This is a genomic window from Streptacidiphilus jeojiensis, from assembly GCF_042510965.1.
Taxonomy (GTDB): Bacteria; Actinomycetota; Actinomycetes; order Streptomycetales; family Streptomycetaceae; genus Streptacidiphilus; species Streptacidiphilus jeojiensis.
Window position 1 is genome coordinate 129,851 of record NZ_JBEUKS010000011.1, and the last position, 16,761, is coordinate 146,611.

Consider the following 16,761-nt stretch of genomic DNA (forward strand, 5'->3'; position numbering starts at 1 on the left):
ACAGGTTCACAGCGCCCGTGAGGGCGGGGGCCATGGCCGTGGTCGGGTGCGACCGAACGTGCATCAGGGGCATGGAATGTCTGTGCCGCGTGGGTCGTGGGCGTATCAGACCATGCCGGGGGGTGGTTGCGCGAGTGGCAGATTCGTCATCGTCCGCTGTGTCACCGGTTGTTAACACAACAGGGCGGAGGTCAGGGCTGTTCCCGGGGGAAATCCTCCTCCCAGAACTCGGTCGTGCCGCGGCCGGGACCGCGCGCCGGGGCCTCCGGACCGCCGTGCAGATCGTGCTCGCGCCCGCGCAGTTCGACCCTGCGGATCTTGCCGGAGACCGTCTTCGGCAGCGCCGCGAACTCCAGCCGTCGGACCCGCTTGTAGGGAGCCAGCCGGGCCCTGGCGAACTCCAGGACGGAGCGCGCGGTCTCCGCGTCCGGTTCGTGGCCGGGGGCGGTCACCAGGTAGGCCTTGGGCACCGACAGCCGCACCGGGTCGGGCGAGGGGACCACGGCGGCCTCGGCCACCGCGGGGTGCTCGATCAGCACGCTCTCCAGCTCGAACGGCGAGATCCGGTAATCGCTCGACTTGAACACGTCATCAGTTCGACCGACGTAGGTGACGTAGCCGTCGGCTTCGCGGAAGGCCACGTCCCCGGTGTGGTAGAAACCGCCGGCGGTGGCCTCGGCCTGCCGCTCCGGGTCGTCCTGGTAGCCCGTCATCAGGCCGAGCGGCTCGCTCGCCAGCGGCAGGCAGATCTCGCCCTCGGCGCCGGGTTCGGTGACGACCGCGCCGGTCAGCGGGTCGACCAGGGCGATCTCGTAGCCGGGCAGCGGCAGTCCCATCGAGCCGGGGCGGACCTCGATCCCGGGCGGGTTGCCCACCTGTGCGGTGGTCTCGGTCTGGCCGAAGCCGTCCCGCAGCAGCACGCCCCAGGCGTCCCGGACCCGTTCGATGATCTCCGGGTTCAGCGGCTCGCCGGCCCCGACCAGCTCGCGCAGCGGCACCTTCCACCGCGTCAGGTCCTCCAGCACCAGCATCCGCCACACCGTGGGCGGCGCGCAGAAGGAGGTGACCCCGAGCCGTGCCATGGCGTCCAGCAGGGGGCGCGCGGCGAAGCGCGGCTGATTGACGATCAGGATCTCGGCCCCGGCGTTCCACGGCGCGAAGAAGTTGCTCCAGGCGTGCTTGGCCCAGCCGGGGGAGGAGACATTGAGGTGGACGTCGCCGGGGCGCAGCCCGATCCAGTACATCGTGGAGAGGTGACCCACCGGATACGAGCGGTGGGTGTGCTGCACCAGCTTGGGACTGCTGGTGGTGCCGGAGGTGAAGTAGAGCAGCAGCGGGTCGTCCGCCCGGGTGGTCCCGGACGGCCGGAACTCGCCCTCGTGGGCGTAGGCGTCCTCGTAGCGGAGCCAGTGCTCGGCCGGTCCGTCGACCGTGATCCCGGTCCAGTCGGTGCCCAGGCCGTCGACCGCGGCGAATCCGCCGACCAGCGCCGCCTCGGCGACGACGAAGCGCACCGCGCCGCGGGCCACCCGGTCGGCGAGGTCCTCGGGGGAGAGCAGGGTGCTCGCCGGGATGACCACGGCGCCGAGTTTGATCGCGGCGAGCATGGTCTCCCACAGCGCGACCCGGTTGCCGAGCAGCAGCAGGACCCGGTCGCCGCGGCCGACGCCCTGGGCGGCGAGCCAGCCGGCCACCTGGTCCGAACGGCGGCTCAGCTCGGCGAAGCCCAGCGCGGTCTCGCGCAGCACGCCGCCGTCGGCGTCCAGGTCGACCACCCGGAGGGCGACGGCGTCGTTCCCGGCAGCCTCGCGGTCGAACCAGTCCAGGGCCCAGTTGAAGTGCTCCGCGCGGGGACGGGGGAAGTCCCGGGCTCCGTCGAGGTCGCCGCGGTGCCGCAGCAGATGGTCCCGCGCGGCCTTGAACTCCTGGTACGCGAACTCCTGGTAGGCGAACTCCTGGTCGGCGCTGTCCGCCACGGTGCACTCCCTCCCCGGGGCCCGCCGCACTGCGGTCCCTCGGCGGCACGTTCGCAGCAGCGCACCCCGGGGGTCAAGGGCACCACGCGGGAAAGCCGCCCCCGGGCGAGGGGAGGCGGCTTTCCGGTCGCCGGCCCCGGTCGTAGCGGGCGCTGGCGCGTGACCGGCCGGGGCGGGAGCGGTTCAGGCGGGGGGCAGCTCGTCCAGGCCCTCGCTGACGAGCTTGGCCATCCGGTCCAGCGCGGCGTCGGCGCCCTCGGCGTCCGAGGCGAGCACGACCTCCTCGCCGCCCTGCGCGCCCAGGCCCAGCAGGGCCAGCATCGAGGCGGCGTTGACGGGGGTGCCGCCGACCTTGGAGATGGTGACCGGAACGCCGACGGCACCGGCCGCACGGACGAAGACGGAGGCGGGACGGGCGTGCAGGCCCTCGGCCCAGCCAATGGTGACGTGGCGCTCAGCCATGATGCGCTGCCTTTCGGGTGGCAAGTCTCGGGTCGAACCGGATCTCGTGGTCCAAGTTGTCTAGACCATTCTCGCATGAACCCGGCAGGTCCCGGCCCTGCCGAAGGTCCTGCGCCGGTCGGGCGGGACGGCCCCGCTGCTCCCCACCCTGCCGCCTGGTCCGCCGTCGCGCATCCCGCCGCGCATCCTGCGGCCGGCGGCCCGGGGAGCCCGTAACCTGACCCCGTGACCAGTACGCAGGACCCGCCCGCCGGGGACGCGCCGCCCTCCTACCCCGCCCACTGGGAGGCGGACATCGTGCTGCGCGACGGCGGGACCGCCCGGATCCGCCCGCTCACCCCGGACGACGCGGGCCGGCTGGTCGCCTTCTACACCGAGGTCTCGGACCGCTCCAAGTACTTCCGCTTCTTCGCGCCCTACCCCCGGCTCTCCGACCGCGACGTGCGCCGATTCACCCACCACGACTACGTCAACCGGGTCGGCCTGGCGGTGCTGGTCCGCGACGAGATCATCGCCACGGTCCGCTTCGACCGCATCGACGGGACCGGCCGCCCGGCCGAGAACGGAACCGACGCCGAGGTAGCCTTCCTGGTCCAGGACGCCCACCAGGGCCGCGGCGTCGCCTCCGCGCTGCTGGAGCACATCGCCGCGGTCGCCAGGGAGCGCGGCATCCGCCGCTTCATCGCCGAGGTGCTGCCGGACAACCGCAAGATGGGCAAGGTCTTCACCGACGCCGGCTACACCCAGCACCGCAGCTTCGCCGACGGGGTGATGCACTTCGAACTGGACCTGGAGCCCACCGAGCAGTCCCTCGCGGTGATGCGCTCCCGCGAGCACCGCGCCGAGGCCCAGTCCGTCCAGCGGCTGCTGGCCCCCGGCTCGGTCGCGGTCATCGGCGCGGGCCGGGGCCCGGGCGGCGTCGGCCGCAGCGTCCTGCGCAACCTGCTCGGCAGTGGTTTCACCGGACGGGTCCAGGCCGTCAACCGCAACGCCGACTCCGACGAGCTGGACGGCGTCCCGCTCCGCCGCAGCCTCGCCGAACTGCCGGACCCGGTGGACCTCGCGGTGATCGCGGTCCCCGCCGACCAGGTCCCGGCCGTGGTCGCCGAGTGCGGGGCGCACGGGGTGCTGGGCCTGGTCGTGGTGACCGCTGGCTACGCCGAGACCGGCGTCACCGGACGGGCCCGGCAGCGCGACCTGGTCCGCCAGGCCCGGGCCGCCGGGATGCGGGTGATCGGCCCCAACGCCTTCGGGCTGCTCAACACCGACCCCGCGGTCCGGCTCAACGCCTCCCTCTCGCCGCAGCTCCCGGCCCGGGGCCCGCTCGGCGTCTTCAGCCAGTCCGGCGCCATCGGCGCCGCCCTGCTGGAGGCCGCGCAACGGCGCGGCCTCGGCCTGTCCTCTTTCGCCTCCGCAGGCAACCGCGCCGACGTCTCCGGCAACGACCTGCTGCAGTACTGGGAGGAGGACGAGGCCACCCGGGTCGTCCTGCTCTACCTGGAGTCCTTCGGCAACCCCCGCAAGTTCAGCCGGATCGCCCGCCGGATCGCCGCCGACAAGCCGATCGTGGTGATCAAGGGCGGCCGCCACACCGGAAGCGTCCCGGCCGGCCATGCGGCCGCCGTCACCCGGATCGACGACAGCACCGTGGACACCCTGTTCCAGCAGGCCGGGGTGGTCCGGGTGGACACCATCACCGAGCTCTACGACACCGCCGACCTGCTGGCCCACCAGCCGCTGCCGGCCGGCGACCGGATCGCGATCGTCGGCAACTCCGACTCGCTCGGACTGCTCACGCATGACGCGGCGCTCAGCGCCGGGCTGCGACCGCTGCCGCCGGTCGACCTCACCACCAGCGCCACCCCCGAGGACTTCACCGCGGGGCTGACCGCCGCCGTTGACCGGACCGACAGCGACGTCGTGGTCGCCGTGGTCATCCCGCCGATCGGCGTTGCCGAGTTGCCCCGGTTCCCCGGCTCGGGCCTGCTGGAGGCGGACCGGCCAGGAGCGGGCGGGCCAGGCCTGGACCGCGTCGCCGAGGCCCTCGCCACCGCCGCGACCAGGGCCGCCGCCGCCGGCAAGCCGATGCTGCTGATCCACCTGGCGCTGCCCGAGCTGGGGCGGCCCGGCCTTCCCGCCTACCCCCGCCCCGAACGCGCGGTCCGCGCGCTGGCCCACGCCGTCCGGCACTCCGCCTGGCGCCGGGCCAACACCGACACCGGCCGCATCCCCGAACTGGACGGAGTCGCCGAGGCGCCGGCCCGACGCCAGGTCGCCACCGCGTTGAGCAGCGCCTCCGAGGTGCGGCTGGACGAGACGGCCTCGGCCGAGCTGCTGGCGCACTACGGCATCCGGGTGCTCTGCGCCCGCCCGGCCGCCGACGAGCAGTCAGCTGTGACGGCAGCCGCCGAACTCGGCTACCCGGTCGCCCTCAAGGCCACCGCCCCCGGTCTGCGGCACCGCCCCGACCTGGGCAGCGTCCGGCTGGACCTGGCCAACGAGACCGAGCTGCGCCGGGCCCACCGGGAGACCACCGCGCTGCTGGGCCCGGACGCCCGGCTGGTGGTGCAGCCGATGGCCGCGCGCGGGGTGGACACCACCGTCTCCGCCACCGTGGACCCCGCCGTCGGCGCCATCCTCTCCTTCGGCCTGGCCGGGGCCGCCTCCGAACTCCTCGGCGACCTGGCGCACCGGCTCGTCCCCGCCACCGACCGCGATGTCGCCGGGCTGGTCCGGGAGATCAAGGCGGCACCGCTGCTGTTCGGCTGGCGCGGTGCCGAACCTGTCGACACCGACGCCCTGGAGGAGTTGCTGCTGCGGGTGTCCCAGCTGGTCGACGACCTGCCCGAGGTCGCCGCGCTGACCCTGGAGCCGGTGGTGGTCGCCCCGCACGGTCTCGCCGTCCTCGGCGCCTCGGTCCGGCTGGCCCACCTCCCGGCCCGCACCGACCTCGGCCCGCGGGCCCTCGGCCAGTAGCGGCCCGCTCGTACGGCGGGCACCGACAGACCGGGCGCGGTGGCGCACAGTGTCAGCAGTACGTGCCAGGATGGAGGCATGGCGAAGACCGGTATGACCACCACCCAGGGGCTGCGCTCCGCGATCGAGCGCAGCGGCTACTACCCGACCCTCGTCATCGAGGCCGTCGAGTCCGCGGTCGGAGCCGAGCCCGTCACCGCCTTCCTGGTGCACCAGGAGACGACCTTCGACGCCAACGAGGTCCGTCGCCACGTCACCGTGCTGGTCCTCACCGACAGCCGATTCATCGTCAGCCACACCGACGAGCAGGGCGCCGACGACAGCTCGCCGGTGCCGTACGCGACCACCTCCACCGAGAGCGTCCGGATCGACCGGATCTCCTCCGTGGTGGTCAGCCGCGTGGTCGCCAACCCGGAGACCTACACCCGGGGCCAGCTGCCCCGCGAGGTGGTGCTGACGATCGGTTGGGGCGCCGTCTCCCGGATCGACCTGGAGCCCGCCGCCTGCGGCGACCCCAACTGCGAGGCCGACCACGGCTACACCGGCTCCTCGACCGCCGACGACCTGTCACTGCGGGTCAGCGAGGCGGGCGACGGTCCGGAGACGGTCTCCCAGGCGCTCACCTTCGCGCACGCCCTTTCCGAGGCCACGGTGGCCGCCGGCGGCTGACCCGCCGTTCCGGCGCCCGCCCCGCGGGCCCCGCCCTGAGACCCCGCCTTGCGCACCACCGTCCAGCCGCCGCCTCCCAGCAAAGACCCGATGACCTCCACCGCGATACTCGATCCCGCCGACGCGCCCGTCCCCGCCTACGGCAGCGGCGCCCTCAGCGACCTGCTGCCCGCCCTGGCCAAGGGCCTCGGCATCCCGGACGCCCCGGACACCGGCCTGGTGCTGGCCCCGGCCGACCGGGTCTGCGTGTTCCTGGTGGACGGACTCGGCTGGGAGCAGCTGCGGGCCCACCCCGCCGAGGCCCCGTTCCTCAACTCGCTGCTCGGCAGCTCCCTGGGCGGCAGCGGCCGTCCGATGACCACCGGCTTCCCGGCCACCACCGCCACCAGCCTGGCCTCGGTCGGCACCGGGCTGCCCCCGGGCCGCCACGGCCTGGCCGGATACATGGTGCGCATCCCCGGCGAGCGCCGGCTGATGAACCAACTGCGCTGGCAGCCGCACGTCAGCCCGCGCACCTGGCAGCCGCACCCCCCGGTGTTCCGGCTGGCCGAGCGGGCCGGTGTGGCGACCTTCCAGGTGTCCTCGCCGAAGTTCGAGTTCACCCCGCTCACCGAGGTCGCCCTGTCCGGTGGCGCCTTCCACGGCATGCTCCCCGGCGAGGAGCGGATGGACCTGGCCGCCCAGTGCCTGGGCAGCGCCGACCGGACCCTGGTCTACACGTACTACAGCGAGCTCGACGCCATGGGCCACCGCTACGGCGTGGACTCCGACGCCTGGCGCGGCCAGCTGATGGCCGTGGACCGGCTGGCCCAGCGGCTCGCCGAACAGCTGCCGCCGCGCTCGGCGCTCTACGTCACCGCGGACCACGGCATGCTCGACGTCGCCCCGGCCGACCGCGTCGACGTGGACGAGGAGCCCGACCTGCGCTCGGGCCTGCTGCTGCTCGGCGGCGAGGGCCGGGCCCGGCACCTCTACGCGCACCCCGGCGCCGAGGCCGACCTGCTCGCCGTGTGGCGCGAGCGCCTCGGCGACCGGATGTGGATCGCCGGACGCGACCAGGCCATCGCCGCCGGTTGGTTCGGCCCGGTGGTCGACGAGCGGGTGTACGGGCGGATCGGCGACGTGGTCGCCGCCGCCAGTGCCGACATCGCGGTGATCGCCACCCGCCGCGAGCCGGGGGAGTCCGCGATGGTCGGTCTGCACGGCTCGATGACCCCGGCCGAACAGCTGGTCCCACTGCTCGAAGTCCGGCGCTGAACCGCCCCCTCCCCGTACCGAATCACTGAAAGGTTTCTCCCACCCCATGGCTGAGCTGGTCTTCTTCTCCGGAACGATGGACTGCGGGAAGTCGACCCTCGCTCTGCAGATGGACCACAACCACGGTGCGCGCGGCCGTCAGGGCCTGATCTTCACCCGCAACGACCGCGCGGGCGCAGCGACGTTGTCGAGCCGGCTCGGGCTGGCCACCCAGGCGGTGGAGGTCGGCGACGGCCTGGACTTCCACGCCCATGTGGTCGCCGAACTGTCGGCGGGCGGCCGCTGCGACTACCTGATCTGCGACGAGGCACAGTTCTTCACCACCGATCAGGTGGACCAGCTGGCCCGGGTCGTCGACGACCTGGGCGTGGACGTCTTCACCTTCGGCATCACCACCGACTTCCGCACCAGGCTCTTCCCCGGCTCGCAGCGCCTCATCGAACTCGCCGACCGGGTCGAGGTGCTCCAAGTCGAGGCCCTCTGCTGGTGCGGCTCCCGGGCCACCCACAACGCCCGCACGGTGGGCGGGGTGATGGTGATAGAGGGTGCCCAGGTGGTGGTCGGGGACGTCACCACCAATGACGACGAGGTCGGGTACGAGGTGCTGTGTCGACGGCACCACATCCGCCGGGTGACCGCGGCGACCTCGGGCGCCGGAACGCTGTCGCCGGACGTCCTGCCCTTCGGCAACACCGACACAGTCTGTTCGAATGCGGGGGCGTGAATGCGCCACCCCCGGACCGTCCTTACGGTGTCCTGAACACTGCGGACCTTTGGCCGACTCCAGCCCCTCCCACGGGACACAATGATCCCCATGGAGTCCACCACACTGATCACCGCCGACGAACTCTCCGCCGCGCTCGCCGGTGAGCACCCGCCCGCGCTGCTCGACGTCCGCTGGCAGCTCGGCCGCTGGGAGCCCGGCACCCCGCCGCCCGGCGCCGAGGACTACGCCGCCGGCCACATTCCAGGGGCGCACTTCATCGCACTGGACTCGGAGCTGGCCGCCCCGGCCGGCCCGGGCGGACGCCACCCGCTGCCGGACCCCGGGGTGCTGGGTGCGGCCATGCGGTCGGCCGGAGTGAGCGCCGACCGCGAGGTGGTCGTCTACGACGCCGCGACCTCGGCCTCGGCGGCCCGGGCCTGGTGGCTGCTGCGCTGGGCCGGGCACAGCAGGGTCCGGGTACTGGACGGCGGCCTGGCCGCGTGGACGGCCGCGGGCCTGCCGCTGCAGCAGGAGGCTCCGCCCGCCGAGAAGGGTGACTTCATCCCCGCGCCGGGCACGCTGCCCACCGTGGACGCGGACGCGGCGGCGGTGCTGGCCGGGACCGGACGGCTGCTCGACGCCCGCGCGGGCGAGCGCTACCGGGGCGAGACCGAGCCGATCGACCCGCGGGCGGGCCACATCCCCGGCGCGATCAGCGCACCGACCACGGACAACCTCCTTGCGGACGGCCGCTTCCGGCCTGCGGCCGAGCTCACCGAGCGCTTCGCCGCGCTGGGGGTCGAGCCCGGCGCCGGGATCGCCGTCTACTGCGGCTCCGGCGTCACCGCGGCCCACGAAATCCTGGCCCTCAGCCTCGCCGGAATCGACGCGGCGCTCTACCCGGGCTCCTGGAGCGAATGGTCCTCAGACCCCAACCGTCCCGTCGAGACCAGCAACTGACTACCTGAAGGGGCGCGGGGAACTGCGCTGCCAGCCCTCTACGGAGGTGCATGGTTGGCAGCGCAGTTCCCCGCGCCCCTATCTAGTGCCTGGTTGACGCCTGATCAGTCCTGCTTCTTGCGGCGGGTGCCGAAGACGATCTCGTCCCAGCTCGGCACAGCCGCCCTGCGGCCCGGGCGGACGCCGTCCGCCTCGGCCTGACGGTCCGTGCTGCCGATCAGCCGATCACGGTGCGGCGCCGCCGCACGGGGCATCAGGATGTCCGCGTACGCGGCCCCCGCGCCCGCAGCCGCGGCGGGTTCCGCCGCCTCCGCCGCAGGCTCGACCGGTTCGGCCGCCAGCGGCGCCGGCTGCGGTGCGGCCACGTCCAGCAGGCTGGTCAGCGAGTCCCGGGCCTCCGCCACGGCCGGTGCCGGGGCCTGCGGTGCCTCCACCGGAGGCCGCTCCGGACGTTCCGGCGCCCGCATCGGCGGGCGCTCGGGTGCCATCGGGCGCATGCCCATACCGCGGTCGGCTCCGGGGAGCCGGGCGATCCTGGGCTTGAACGGGAAGGTCGGCTCCTCCTCGACCCGCTGCGGGCTCTCGCCGATCAGCGAGCGCGCCTCGTCGTCCAGCGGCTGCACCAGCCGCCGCGGCGGGTCGTAGGTCCAGCGGGCCTGCTGCGGCTGGCCGCCGACCCGGAAGACCAGGGCGATCTCCCAGGTGTTGTCCTCGCGGCGCCAGGAGTCCCAGCTGTCGCTGTCCTTCTCGGCGCCGCGCAGCAGCAGCCGCTCGGCGACCGCGTCACCGAGCTGGGGACCGGTGCTCTCGCCCTGGCGGCGCACCGAGGTCTTGCGGGCGCGCTCGGCCATGAAGGCGCGCTCGGCCAGCACCGGACCCTCGAAGCGACGGACCCGCTCCACCGAGATCCCGGCGAGCTGGGCGACCTCCTCGGCACTGGCCCCGGCCCTTATCCGGGCCTGGATGTCGCGCGGACGGAGGTGGCTCTCGACGTCGATCTGGCCCAGCCGCGGGCGGTCGCCGCGCACGGCGGCGCGCAGCCGTTCGTCAATCGGAAGGAAGTATTCCGTCGAGTCGGCGGCCTTGAGCACCAGTCGTGAGCCGTCATTGCTGACGGCTACGACACGCAGTTCGGGCACGGTTACCTCCCGGGTGGTGCCTGCCGACGTCACCTGCGTCGCTGCTCCCGTAACGAGTGTGACCTGCCGACGGGCGGCCGACCACAACATTGCAGAGTTACCCGGTGCGTCGGCCCCTATCCGCGACTCACCGGTATGGCACGGTAATCTTTCTCAGCCTCTGGCTCCTGAATGTCTCCGGAAGCCGCCTCCGCCCCCGGAGTTGATCCCGAGGGGATCGATTCCAAGAACGGCACGCCGAGGTGACCCGCAGTCGGGTGTCACGAACACTACTCCATTCGTGAGTCCCGGGTGTCGCGGCTCGCTGCCCAAGTCTCCCCTGAATCACGGGATTCTCAAGGGTCGCCACTCCGATGGCGGTCGACCGACCGGCGGACGGTGATCATCTTCACACCTTCGCACTGGCTGGAACCTGTTCGTGCCTTCGAACGGTCGTACCTTGTACAAGTTGGAGAAAGGCGCATAAAAGGGGCGTAATGCAGGAGCAGGACCAAAGGCAGGCAAGCAAGGGACGAAAGTCCCTCGATCTGAGTCTCATACAGGTGGCGGCCAGTGCGCTGGCCGCCGTGGGCGCCGCGATCCTTGCGTCCAGCCTGGGCGTGGCCGGGACGATCATCGGCGCTGCCGTGGTCAGCATCGGCGCCACCTGCGGCAGCGCGGTCTTCCAGCACGTCTTCCGCCGGACCGGCGAGGAGATCCGCAGCCGGGTGCCGGCCGTGGTCGAGGCGGCGCAGACGCCGGAGGAGTGGGCGGCGGCCCGCAGGGCGGATGCCGTGGTGGCGTTCGACAAGGACGGGCCCGCCGCGACCGCGCAGTTCGATCCGTTCGACCCCGGCGGCGAGCACACCCGGATGATGGCGCAGGTCGCCCCGCCGGCGGAGAACGAGTCGGTCACCGTCTACAAGGGCGGGAAGCCCGCGAGGAAGCGGACCTGGAAGTTCTACGCCCTGGTCAGCGGCCTGGTGTTCGTACTGGCGATGACCCCGATCGCGATCACCGAGTTCGCCACCGGGCAGACCGTGGGCACCACCGTGTGGGGCGGCACCGGCGGTTCCGGGTCGTCCGACGGCGTCGGCGCGAGCCCCTCACAGACCCCCGGCCAGGGCGGCTCGGCAGCGGCGACGCCGTCCGGCGGCAGCACCGGTACCGGCTCCGGCACCGATCCGTCCGCCACTCCCAGCAGTTCGGCCGCCGCGAGTACGCCGACCCCGTCCGCCTCGGCGAGCGCCAGCACCGCCCCCTCCGCCTCGGCCTCGGCTTCGTCCACGCCGTCGACCGCTGCCAGTGGCACCGCCGACCCGGCTGCCGGCGCCGGCGCCACGGCGTCCTCGGCCGCGACGCCGTAGCCCCGGACTCCGGGCCCCGGCGTCAGGCGCCGAGCACCCTGCGCAGGTAGTCGTTGCCGAAGCGGCGCTCCGGGTCGACCTTGTCGCGCAGCGCGGTGAACTCGGCGAAGTGCGGGTACAGCCCGGCCAGGTACTCGGCGTCCCGGGTGTGCAGCTTGCCCCAGTGCGGGCGGCCCTGGTGCGCCGTCATGATCTTCTCCACCTCGGTGAAGTAGCCGGGGTCGGTCGTCCCCCGGTAGAGGTGCACCGCGATGTACGCGGTGTCGCGCTCGCTCGCGGTCGACATCCACAGGTCGTCGGCGGGGGCGACGCGGACCTCGACCGGGAAGCTGATCCTCCAGCCGGAGCGGTCCACCAGTGCCTTCAGCTCGCGCAGCACGGTCGTCGCGGCCTCGCGCGGCACCGCGTACTCCATCTCCACGAAGCGCACCCGGCGCGGGCTGGTGAACACCTTGTAGGAGACGTCCGTGTAGGTGCGCTCGGACCAGGCCTTGCTGGCGATCTTCGCGATGCCCGGGATGGTGCCGGGGAAGCGGCGGCCGACCCGGCAGGCGCCCTCCCAGACGGTGTTGGAGATGAACTCGTCGTCCAGCCACTTCCGGAACGGGGTCAGCGGAGCCGCGGGGCCCTCGCTGCGGTTGTTGCGCTTGGTGGAGCAGCCCTCGGTGTGCGGGAACCAGTAGAACTCGAAGTGCTCGTTGTCGGTCACCAGCTCGTCGAAGCGGCCGGTCACCTCGCTGAAGGACATCGGCTGCTCGAAGGCGGTGAGCCGGAAGGCCGGCTCCACCCCGAAGGTGATCGCGCTGACCACGCCCAGCGCGCCCAGACCGAGCCGGGCTCCGGCGAACAGATCCGCGTTCTCGGTCGGGGAGCAGCGGGTCACCGTGCCGTCGGCCAGGACTATCTCCAGGGCCTTGATCTGGGCCGCCAGCGAGCCCGAGGCGCGTCCGGTGCCGTGGGTGCCGGTGCTGGTCGCGCCGGCGACGGTCTGCACCATGATGTCGCCCATGTTGGTCAGGGCCAGGCCGGCGTGCTCCAGCAGCACGTTGAGCTTCTCCAGCGGCAGGCCCGACTCGACGGTGACGGTGCCGCCCTTGTGGTCGATCTCCCTGACCTTGGTCAGCCGCTCCGGGCTCACCAGGACGCCGTCGGTGGCGGCGATGGCGGTGAAGGAGTGTCCGCTGCCGACGGCCTTGACCGGCAGCCCGTCCTCGGCCGCGGCGCGCACGGCGGCGGCCAGTTCCTCGACGGAGGCGGGGGAGACCGTGCGGCGGGGCCGGGCGGTCTGGTTGCCGGCCCAGTTGCTCCAGGCGCCCGGGGCAGCGCTGCTGGCGGCCCGGCTAGCCGGGTTGGGGCTGCCGCTGGTCGTCGTCGACATGTGCACGCTCCTGCTGTTCCGGTGCCGACCTGAGTCGGCGTGACCCGAGGAACGCCGTGGCTGCGGCGAAGCCGCCGGCCGTCACGGTCACCCAGTAACCGGCTGCCGCGCCCGCCCCGTCCACCACCCAACCGGCCGCCGAGGAGCCGAGGGCGACGCCGACGGCGAGGCCCGTGGTGGTCCAGGTCATCCCCTCGGTGAGCTTGGAGGCGGGGACGATCCGTTCCACCAGCCCCATGGTGGTGACCATGGTGGGGGAGATGGACAGCCCGGCGACGAACAGTGCCGCTGCCAGGGCCACGAGGTTCTTCACGAATAGGAGGGGCAGCATACTCACCGCCATGGTGAGGATCCCCAGCAGGAACCTCCTGGACAAGGGGCCGTGCAGTTTCAGCGCGCCGAAGACGATGCCGGCGACGCAGGAGCCGAGCGCGTAGACCGCCAGCACGACGCTGGAGAGCGCCTTGTGGTGCAGGTGGTCGGCGAAGGCCACGGTGACCACGTCCACCGAGCCGAAGATGGTCCCCACACCGACGAAGGTCAGCACCAGCACCCACATCCCGGGGGTGCGCAGCGCCGATCCGGAGCGCTGCACCGAGACCGGGTGCAGCGGCGGCTCGGTGCCGCGCTGGGCCGCGAACAGCAGTACCCCGGTCAGCAGCAGCACCGTCGCGACCAGCGGCCCGGCCTCGGGGAAGACCGCGGTGCACAGCCCGACCGAGAGGATCGGGCCGATGATGAAGACGATCTCGTCCACCACCGACTCGAAGGCGTAGGCGGTGTGCAGGTTCGGCGAACCCCGGTAGATCAGCGCCCAGCGGGCCCGGACCAGCGACCCCATGCTGGGCATGCAGCCGGCCGGGACGGCCGCCGCGAACAGGGTCCAGGCCGGCGCGTCGAACCGGGCGCAGAGCAGCAGCACGCCCATGGCGGCCACGGTGATCCCGGTGGCCGGGAGGATCACCCGGGCCTGCCCGTACCGGTCCACCTGGCGCGAGACCTGCGGCCCCAGGGCGGCGGCGGACAGCGCCAGCGTCGCCGAGACCGCCCCGGCCAGGCCGTAGTCGCCGCGCAGGGTCGAGAGCATGGTGACGACGCCGATGCCGGTCATCGACAACGGCATGCGGGAGACGAAGCCGGCGGCGGAGAAGGCCAGGCTCCCGGGGGCGTCGAAGATCCGGCGGTAGGTGGACAGCACGGTGCTCCAACTGACTGTGCGAAAGACCCGTAAGGGTTATGAGGAACTTACACAGCTTACGGGGGTGGTCAATCGAATAACCACCGGGCCGCTAGTGGCAGGATCGGACCCATGTCCGATGCACGTACCAGTCCCTATGACGCCCTGCTGCTGCTCTCCTTCGGCGGTCCGGAGGGACCGGAGGACGTGGTGCCGTTCCTGGAGAACGTGACCCGGGGCCGCGGCATCCCGCGCGAACGGCTGGCCGAGGTCGGGCAGCACTACTTCCTCTTCGGCGGGGTCAGCCCGATCAACGCGCAGAACCGCGAACTGCTGGCGGCGCTCCGCGCCGACCTGGCCGGCCAGGGGCTCGACCTGCCGGTCTACTGGGGCAACCGGAACTGGGCCCCCTACCTGGTGGACACCCTGCGCGAGCTGGCGGCCGACGGTCGGCGCCGGGTGCTGGTGCTGGCCACCAGCGCCTACGCCAACTACTCGGGATGCCGCCAGTACCGGGAGAACCTGGCTGCGGCGCTGACCCGGCTGCGGGAGGAGGGCGCGCCGGGCGCGGCCGAGCTGCGGCTGGACAAGCTGCGCAACTTCTACAACCACCCGGGCTTCGTCGAACCGATGATCGACAACACCCTGGCCGCACTGACGGAGCTCCCGGAGGGCGTGCGCGACGGCGCGCGGCTGGCCTTCACCACCCACTCCATCCCCAATGCGCTGGCGGACACCTCGGGCGCCCCCGACGATCCGGCGCGGGGGATGCCGGGCGGAGCCTACGTGGCGCAGCACCTGGAGACGGCGCGGCTGGTCGCCGAGGCGGTGGCCAAGGAGACCGGGGTGGCCGGGCGGGAGTGGGAGCTGGTCTACCAGAGCCGCAGCGGCTCCCCGCAGACGCCCTGGCTGGAGCCCGACATCTGCGACCACCTGGAGTCACTGGCAGCCGCGGGCGCCCCGGCGGTGGTGATGGTGCCGATCGGCTTCGTCTCGGACCACATGGAGGTCGTCTACGACCTCGACACCCAGGCCGCAGAGAAGGCCGCCGAGCTCGGACTGCCGGTCTCCCGGGCCCGCACCGTCGGCGCGGACCCGCGCTTCGCCGCGGCCGTGCGCGACCTCGTACTGGAACGCGCCGCGAGCGCACGCGGTGAGCGCCCGGCGCGCTGTGCGCTGGGCGCGCTGGGCCCGAGCCACGACGTATGCCCTGCGGACTGCTGCCCGGCGTTCCGCAATCCCCTTCCGGCCGCGGCCGGTGCCGACTGGAAGGACTGACCTGACCATGGACGACCTGATGGACGAGCTGAAGGCCGAACTCCTCGACCTGGCCCTGGAGGCCGCGAGCCGGGCCGGGGCGCTGCTGCGCGACGGCCGCCCGGACGACCTGGGCGTCGCCGCGACCAAGTCCAGCTCGGTCGACGTGGTCACCGAGATGGACCTCGCCGCCGAGAAGCTGATCACCGAGCTGATCATGGACCGCCGCCCCGAGGACGGCCTGCTCGGCGAGGAGGGCGCCTCCCGCGCCGGCAGCACCGGCGTCCGCTGGGTGATCGACCCGCTGGACGGGACGGTGAACTACCTCTACGGCCTCCCCGCCTGGTCGGTCAGCATCGCCGCCGAACTGGACGGGCGGACCCTGGTCGGCGTGGTCGAGGTGCCGCCGCGCGGTGAGACCGTGCAGGCGGTGCGGGGCGGCGGGGCCTTCCTGAACGGCCGTCAACTGCGCTGCGGGGAAGCCCCGGAGATGGGTCAGGCACTGGTCGGCACCGGCTTCGGGTACCTGCGCGAGCGCCGGGTCCGGCAGGCCGAGGTGGTCCGCGAGCTGGTGCCCAGGCTGCGGGACATCCGGCGGGCCGGCTCGGCCGCGATCGACCTGTGCGACGTCGCCGCGGGGCGGCTCGACGGCTACTTCGAGCGCGGGCTCAACCCGTGGGACCACGCGGCCGGGGTCCTGATCGCCACCGAGGCGGGGGCGCTGACCGGGGGGCGTCCGGGGGACCCCGCCTCCACCGAACTCACCGTGGCGGCCCCGTCCGGCCTCTTCGAGCCGTTGCAGCAACTTCTGGAGGAACTCGGCGCCTGGCACGACTAGGGCTGGCCGCGCAGTTCCCCGCGCCCCTGGGTAGGTGCAGCTTGCTCGCAGTGGGCCAAGCCATGCACACGCCGCAGCCGGACACCAAAACGCCCCGGACGGGTCCTGCTGTCCGGGGCATCGCTGAGGTCTGTGGGCGAGGGTGGGTGGTGGGTGGGGTGTGAGGGGAAAGCGCAGCGTCAGGCGGCGTGCGCTTCGGGCTGGGCCACCGAGATGCCGTGTTCCGCGGCGAGCCGGTGCAGGTCGTCGAGCTCGGACTGCTCGACCTCGGCCAGGAAGTCGTCCCCCGACTCCTGGGCACGGTGCAGGTCCATCTCGGCGTTCCTTATGCGCTGAAGGATGCCGGCGGTGAAGGCGTCCATGAGGCAAGACCCCCTTGCTCTTGTTCGGGCGACCCCGGGCGGAGCCCGGTGCGGAAGGTCGCACGGACGGGCGGGTGCGAGCTCGCGTTGCGGCGCAAGCGTGATCGCGGGTGTACAGACCGTCCTCCCCACGCCCGAACTCCCGGAAACCTCGCCGATCCTGGGAATTACGGGCCGTTTTCCGTGATCTTTCCGGCCCGTCTGCCACCCCTGGAGCGGGTGGCTCCGATTCCGGTGGATTCCTCCACGAGAGGGTCG

General features: G+C 72.9%; 14 protein-coding genes. 8 read left to right on the plus strand and 6 right to left on the minus strand.

All coding sequences use genetic code 11. The features are described from left to right. Positions 1-191: 191 nt before the first annotated feature. Together ABUW04_RS28060 and ABUW04_RS28065 are read right to left on the minus strand one after the other, a co-directional pair. A complete protein-coding gene (locus ABUW04_RS28060) occupies positions 192-1,976 on the minus strand; it encodes an AMP-binding protein (protein WP_380567112.1) in 1,785 nt (594 codons plus the stop codon). A gap of 183 nt (positions 1,977-2,159) precedes the next feature. Continuing rightward, positions 2,160-2,438 carry an HPr family phosphocarrier protein gene (locus tag ABUW04_RS28065; protein WP_030259022.1) on the minus strand — a complete coding sequence of 93 codons (279 nt, stop codon included), beginning with the start codon at positions 2,436-2,438 and terminating at the stop codon, positions 2,160-2,162. A 225-nt stretch (positions 2,439-2,663) separates the two neighbouring features. On the opposite strand from ABUW04_RS28065, the gene ABUW04_RS28070 reads away from it, so the two are divergent. The 5 genes from ABUW04_RS28070 (at position 2,664) to ABUW04_RS28090 (ending at position 9,006) form a co-directional block, all read left to right on the plus strand. Beyond that, complete coding sequence (locus ABUW04_RS28070) at positions 2,664-5,414, plus strand: bifunctional acetate--CoA ligase family protein/GNAT family N-acetyltransferase (RefSeq protein WP_380567113.1); 2,751 nt, start codon at positions 2,664-2,666, stop codon at positions 5,412-5,414. Positions 5,415-5,492: 78 nt separating this feature from the next. After that, the gene (locus ABUW04_RS28075) at positions 5,493-6,083 is read left to right on the plus strand and encodes a DUF5998 family protein (RefSeq protein WP_030259018.1); all 591 of its coding nucleotides are present in this window, start codon (positions 5,493-5,495) and stop codon (positions 6,081-6,083) included. Between the two features lie 90 nt (positions 6,084-6,173). After that, positions 6,174-7,340, plus strand: coding sequence for an alkaline phosphatase family protein (locus ABUW04_RS28080; protein WP_380567115.1), 1,167 nt, complete (start codon positions 6,174-6,176; stop codon positions 7,338-7,340). 46 nt (positions 7,341-7,386) lie between these two features. Further along, positions 7,387-8,064 carry a thymidine kinase gene (locus tag ABUW04_RS28085; protein WP_030259013.1) on the plus strand — a complete coding sequence of 226 codons (678 nt, stop codon included), beginning with the start codon at positions 7,387-7,389 and terminating at the stop codon, positions 8,062-8,064. A gap of 90 nt (positions 8,065-8,154) precedes the next feature. Further along, positions 8,155-9,006 (plus strand): sulfurtransferase, encoded by an 852-nt coding sequence (locus ABUW04_RS28090; protein WP_380567117.1) that lies wholly within the window; start codon positions 8,155-8,157, stop codon positions 9,004-9,006. Between the two features lie 104 nt (positions 9,007-9,110). Here the strand turns inward: ABUW04_RS28090 and sepH are convergent, their stop codons facing one another. Continuing rightward, positions 9,111-10,178, minus strand: coding sequence for a septation protein SepH (sepH, locus tag ABUW04_RS28095; RefSeq protein WP_380567119.1), 1,068 nt, complete (start codon positions 10,176-10,178; stop codon positions 9,111-9,113). Between the two features lie 509 nt (positions 10,179-10,687). Here sepH and ABUW04_RS28100 point away from each other — a divergent pair. Next, positions 10,688-11,491 (plus strand): hypothetical protein, encoded by an 804-nt coding sequence (locus ABUW04_RS28100; RefSeq protein ID WP_380567121.1) that lies wholly within the window; start codon positions 10,688-10,690, stop codon positions 11,489-11,491. Positions 11,492-11,513: 22 nt separating this feature from the next. Here ABUW04_RS28100 and ABUW04_RS28105 read toward each other — a convergent pair whose 3' ends face one another. Further along, on the minus strand, positions 11,514-12,869 hold the full coding sequence (locus tag ABUW04_RS28105) for a D-arabinono-1,4-lactone oxidase (RefSeq protein WP_380567123.1): 1,356 nt from the start codon (positions 12,867-12,869) through the stop codon (positions 11,514-11,516). Then, on the minus strand, positions 12,832-14,067 hold the full coding sequence (locus ABUW04_RS28110) for an MFS transporter (protein WP_380567125.1): 1,236 nt from the start codon (positions 14,065-14,067) through the stop codon (positions 12,832-12,834). Before ABUW04_RS28110 ends, ABUW04_RS28105 begins: the two co-directional genes overlap by 38 nt. A 111-nt stretch (positions 14,068-14,178) precedes the next feature. On the opposite strand from ABUW04_RS28110, the gene ABUW04_RS28115 reads away from it, so the two are divergent. Together ABUW04_RS28115 and ABUW04_RS28120 are read left to right on the plus strand one after the other, a co-directional pair. Further along, entirely contained in the window at positions 14,179-15,324 is a 1,146-nt protein-coding gene (locus ABUW04_RS28115; RefSeq protein ID WP_380567127.1) for a ferrochelatase, read from the plus strand. Between the two features lie 7 nt (positions 15,325-15,331). Continuing rightward, the gene (locus tag ABUW04_RS28120; protein WP_380567128.1) at positions 15,332-16,141 is read left to right on the plus strand and encodes an inositol monophosphatase family protein; all 810 of its coding nucleotides are present in this window, start codon (positions 15,332-15,334) and stop codon (positions 16,139-16,141) included. Between the two features lie 179 nt (positions 16,142-16,320). On the opposite strand, the gene ABUW04_RS28125 is transcribed toward ABUW04_RS28120, so the two are convergent. Further along, positions 16,321-16,503, minus strand: coding sequence for a hypothetical protein (locus ABUW04_RS28125; RefSeq protein ID WP_030258994.1), 183 nt, complete (start codon positions 16,501-16,503; stop codon positions 16,321-16,323). Between the last annotated feature and the right edge of the window lie 258 nt (positions 16,504-16,761).